The following is a 4,913-nucleotide window of genomic DNA, read 5'->3' on the forward strand; positions in this document are numbered from 1 at the left end:
GTCGCCTCGCTCGTGTCCACGGACTCAGCTGCCGGGGCCTGCTCGGCGTCCTCTGCCGGGGCCTGCTCGGCGGGAGCGTCGGCATCAGCCGCAGCATCCAGGGCAGTGACCGCGGCGGGACCACCGAGGGTGGCGAGCATGTTGCGCACGTTGCTCAGCTGGGCGGTGATGCTGTCGCGGCGAGCCGTGGCGGCGCTCAGCTCACGCTCGGAGTCGCGGCGCACTCGCTCTGCCTGCTCCTTGGCCGACGCGACGAGGGCAGCTGCCTCCGAGCGGGCGGCGTCGAGCACGCGTGCGGCCTCCTCGGCTGCCGCGGCGCGGTCCTGCTCGGCCTCGCGAGCCAGCAGGTCGGCGCGCTCCTGGACGGCGGCCAGGGCCTGGTCCTGCTTGGCCATCTGGCCGGTGAACTCAGCGGTGGCCTTCTCCCGCCGCTCGGCAAGGGTGCGCTCGAAGTCCGCGGCGGAAGCGGCTGCGGTGGCCCGCTGCTTCTCGAAGTAGGCCTCGGCCTCCTCGCGGCGGGCGGCGGCCTCGCGGGCGGCGTCGTCGACGATCGAGTCGGCCTCCTGCTTGGCACGGGCCAGGGCCTGCTCGGCATCGACGTCGGCGCGCGAGCGACGGTCCTCGGCATACCGGTCGGCTTCGGTCCGCGCCAGCGCGGCGGCCTCGTCAGCGGCGAACCGGGTCTGGCCGGCCTCCTCCTCGGCGGTGGCGCGAATGGCGGCGGCCTCCTCGTCAGCCAGCGTCAGGATCGAGCCGATCCGCTCGCCGAGGTCTGCGAACGACGGGTTCGATGCCCGGCGAGCGTGCTCCTCGAGCTCTGCCACACTGCGCCGCTGCCCGTCGACCTCCTGCATGAGCGCGTCGTGGGACTGGCGCAGCTTGGTCAGCGAGACCGACGCCGAGGCGGCCTCCTGCTGGGCGGCCTCAGCCGCCTGCCGGGCCGCCTCAGCGGCCTGGCGCAGCGCACTGACGTGCTGGTCGACCGCCACGGGGTCGTACCCGCGGAAGACGGTGGGGAACTCGGGCTGGTTCATCAGGACTCCTGGTGGGGCGGGGTTTGCGGGTGCGGAGGGTCTTCGGGAACGGCCAGGGCGTCGATGACCCCTGAGAGGCTGCCGAGCTGGGCGGTGATGGCGTCACGGCGGGCCGCGAGGGTGTGCACCTCGGCGCGGGCCCGCTCGACGGCCGCCTGGGCCTCGGCTCGCACGGCCTCGGCCCGTGCGCGGGCCTCCTCGGAGGTCCGCAGGATCTCGGCACGGGCGGCCCGGTGGTGCTCGTGGGCTTCGCGGTGCATGCGCTCGACGTCCGCAGCGGCCCGTTCCCGAACCAGGGCGGCACCCTGTTCGGCCTCGGTCGTTCGACGGGTCGCTCGCTCGAGAGCCTCCTCGGCACGCTGTTGCGCCTCGTCGACGACCCGCTGGGACTCGCGGGCGGCCGCCTCACGGGTGCGGGCGGCATCCGCCTGCGCCTCGGCGAGCACGGCCTCGGCCTGTTCGCGCAGACGTCGTGCCTCGGAGTCCGCCTCGGACAGGCGGTCGGCTCCCTTGGCCGTCGCCGCGGCGAGCAGGGTCTGCACCTGCTGTCGATGGGCGCGGGAGCGATCTGCGAGCTCGCGGTGGTGTGTGCGGGCGCGCTGCTCGGCGTCGGCGCGCGCTCCGGTCACGAGCTCGCGCACGGTGGCCTGCGCCCAGGCCAGGTGCGCCTGCGCGGCTGCCATGACCGAGTCGGCCTCGGCACGAGCGTCGGCAAGCAGTTCATCGGCGTGGGCCTTCGCCCCGCTCACCACCGACTCCGCCGCTGCGCGGGACGCCTCGTCACGCTCGCCGATCGCCGCCAGCACCTCAGCGGCCCGGGCCTGCGCCTCTCCCCGGTGCGTGAGCGAGAACTGCTCCGCCTCGCGACGCAGACCGTCGAGCTCCGCCAGCGTGCTCTCGCGCAGGGCGTGCAGCTCGGTGGTGTGGGCGGTGTGCTCACTGCTCCACCGCTGCTGGTGGGCACGCTCGTCGTCGGCCAGACGAGCGACCGTCAGCTCGTGCTCCCGACGGGCCTGCTCGAGGATCGCCTCGGCGGCGGTCCGAGCCTGCGCCAGCTCGGCCTGGGCCTGCTCGGTCGCGAGGCCCAGGGCCTCATCGCTGGCCTTGGTCGCCCGGGCTCGCAGCAGCGCAGCCTGGTCGGCGGCGTCGGCGAGCATGATCTCGACCTCGGCGCGGGTCTCCTCGAGCCGGCGGGCTGCCTCGGCCCGGGCGGCGGCAATCCCGGCGCGCAGGTCGTCCAGCTCGTGACCGGCCTCCTGCGCCTCGGCGCGAAGGCGAGTGGCTTCGTCGCGGGCGGAGACGACCTCGCGGTGGGCCTCCAGCCGCAGGTCGTCGGCCAGGGCCTGTGCGCGGGTCAGCAGGGACAACGCTTCCGCGGCGGGGTCCGCGGAGGCCGCACCTCCTGCGTCCCCAGCCGCCTCGGGGTTCACCGACCGGTCTGACACGCCGCCCATGGTCTCATCCCCCGAGCGGCCACGTGACCGGGAGTGGGGGGAACGACAGCCCGCCGGTAGAATCCCGGGGGCAGTCGCTCGAGCCGCTGCCACCCCCCCCACTTGAAGGAGACCTGCGTGTCGGCACGCTTGTTCACGTCCGAATCCGTGACCGAGGGTCACCCGGACAAGATCTGCGACCAGATCTCCGACTCGATCCTCGACGCCATGCTGGCCCAGGACCCCGGCAGCCGCGTGGCCGTCGAGACGATGGTGACGACCGGTCTCGTGCACGTCGCCGGAGAGGTGACCACCGAGGCCTACGTCGAGATCCCGAAGATCGTCCGCGACACGGTGCTCGCGATCGGCTACGACAGCTCGACGAAGGGCTTCGACGGGGCCTCGTGCGGGGTCAGCGTCTCCATCGGGCAGCAGAGCCCCGACATCGCCCAGGGTGTCGACACCGCCTTCGAGAGCCGCACCGGCGCCGTCGACCCGCTCGACAAGCAGGGCGCTGGCGACCAGGGCCTGATGTTCGGCTACGCCTGCGACGACACCCCCGAGCTGATGCCGTTGCCGATCTTCCTGGCCCACCGCCTCGCCGAGCGCCTCACGGCGGTGCGCAAGAACGGTGAGCTGTCCTACCTGCGCCCCGACGGCAAGACCCAGGTGACGATCGCGTACGACGGTGACCGCGCGGTCTCCCTCGACGCCGTCGTCGTGTCCAGCCAGCACGCCGAGGACATCTCCCTCGAGGGCATGCTCGAGCCCGACGTGCGGGCGCACGTCATCGACCCGGTGCTCGCCGAGCTCGCCGACTCCGGCACCGAGCTGCACACCGACGACTACCGTGCGTACATCAACCCCACCGGCAAGTTCGTCATCGGTGGCCCGATGGGTGATGCCGGCCTGACCGGCCGCAAGATCATCGTCGACACCTACGGCGGCATGGCCCGTCACGGTGGGGGCGCCTTCTCCGGCAAGGACCCGAGCAAGGTCGACCGCTCCGCGGCGTACGCCACGCGATGGGTCGCCAAGAACGTCGTCGCCGCCGGGCTGGCCCGTCGCTGCGAGGTGCAGGTCGCCTACGCGATCGGCAAGGCGCAGCCGGTCGGTCTCTACGTCGAGACCTTCGGCACCGAGACCGTCGCCGCCGACAAGATCCAGGCCGCGATCCTCGCGACGTTCGACCTGCGCCCGGCGGCCATCCTCGACGCACTCGACCTCCTGCGTCCGATCTACAAGTCGACGGCGGCCTACGGGCACTTCGGCCGCACCACCGCGGCCGGTGTCGACAACCCCTTCACGTGGGAGCGCACCGACCGCGTCGAGGCACTCCAGCGCGCCGCCAACGGCTGACGCGACCGACGCGTCGTCCACAGGCGGAGCCCACCGATCCCCGCGGGGTCGGTGGGCTCCGCTAGTTTCGAGCGCATGGCAGGGACCGGGGATCCGACGAGCGAGGTGCTCCCGGTGGCCCTGGTCCAGGTCGACACGGGCCTGGCCCACCTCGACCGGCCGTTCGAGTACACCGTGCCGACCTCGTCGGCCGACACCGCGCTCCCGGGGGTGCGGGTCAAGGTGCGCTTCGCCGGGCAGGACCTCTCCGGCTTCGTGCTCGACCGGCGCGCGGATGCCGAGCACCTCGGGCGGCTCAGCCCGATCCGCCGGGTCGTGTCGCCCGAACCCGTGCTCACGCCAGCGGTGCTGCGCGTGGCCCGCGTCGTCGCCGACCGCTACGCCGGCTCGCTCGGTGACGTGCTGCGCCTCGCCGTCCCACCCCGGCACGCCGCCGCCGAGAAGGCCTTGCCTGCCTCGTCGCCGGACCCGGCTGACCGACCGCCACTGCCAGATCGGATGCCGGACGCCTGGCTGCCGTACCCCGCGGGCCCCGCGTTCCTCACCCACGTGGGCGCGGGCGGTGCGCCCACGGCATCCCTGCTCGCCGTCCCGTCCACCGACCCGGACGCCGACTGGCCGATGCTGCTGGCCCAGGCCGCGCGGACGGCCGCCGAGGGCGGTCGCGGCGCGGTCATCGTCGTGCCCGACCATCGTGACGTCGTGCGGGTCGAGGCCGCGTTGACCCGGTCGCTGGGCCCCGGTCGGCACACCCGGCTCACGGCCGACCAGGGGCCGCAGGCCAGGTACACCGCGTATCTCAAGGCACTACGAGGTCACGCCCAGGTGGTCGTCGGAACTCGGGCGGCGGCCTTCGCCCCGGTACGGGACCTCGGCCTCGTCGCGTGGTGGGACGACGGCGACGACCTGCTCGACGAGCCCCGAGCGCCCTACCCGCACGTGCGTGAGGTGCTCCTTGCGCGGGCGGCCGACGAGGGGGCTGCCGTCCTGGCCGCCGCGTACTCGCGGTCCGTGGCTGTGGCCGACCTCGTCTCCCGGGGCGTGCTGACCCCGGTCGAGGCGCCCCGGGCGGTGGTGCGGGCGGCCG

At 73.9% G+C, this 4,913-nt stretch carries 4 protein-coding genes; 2 read left to right on the forward strand and 2 right to left on the reverse strand.

The annotated features are described in order from the left end of the window. A partial coding sequence (locus PLL68_RS01590; RefSeq protein ID WP_324531004.1) for a hypothetical protein occupies positions 1–1,034 on the reverse strand: 1,034 nt, incomplete at its 3' end. Continuing rightward, complete coding sequence (locus PLL68_RS01595; RefSeq protein ID WP_324531006.1) at positions 1,034–2,479, reverse strand: coiled-coil domain-containing protein; 1,446 nt, start codon at positions 2,477–2,479, stop codon at positions 1,034–1,036. The genes PLL68_RS01590 and PLL68_RS01595, both read right to left, overlap by 1 nt. A gap of 126 nt (positions 2,480–2,605) precedes the next feature. Here PLL68_RS01595 and metK point away from each other — a divergent pair, with 126 nt between their 5' ends. Together metK and PLL68_RS01605 are read left to right on the forward strand one after the other, a co-directional pair. Continuing rightward, a complete protein-coding gene (metK, locus tag PLL68_RS01600) occupies positions 2,606–3,826 on the forward strand; it encodes a methionine adenosyltransferase (RefSeq protein ID WP_324531008.1) in 1,221 nt (406 codons plus the stop codon). 75 nt (positions 3,827–3,901) lie between these two features. Next, a partial coding sequence (locus PLL68_RS01605) for a primosomal protein N' family DNA-binding protein (protein ID WP_502910599.1) occupies positions 3,902–4,913 on the forward strand: 1,012 nt, incomplete at its 3' end.

It is taken from the genome of Ornithinibacter sp. (assembly GCF_035443565.1).
GTDB lineage: Bacteria > Actinomycetota > Actinomycetes > Actinomycetales > Dermatophilaceae > Fodinibacter.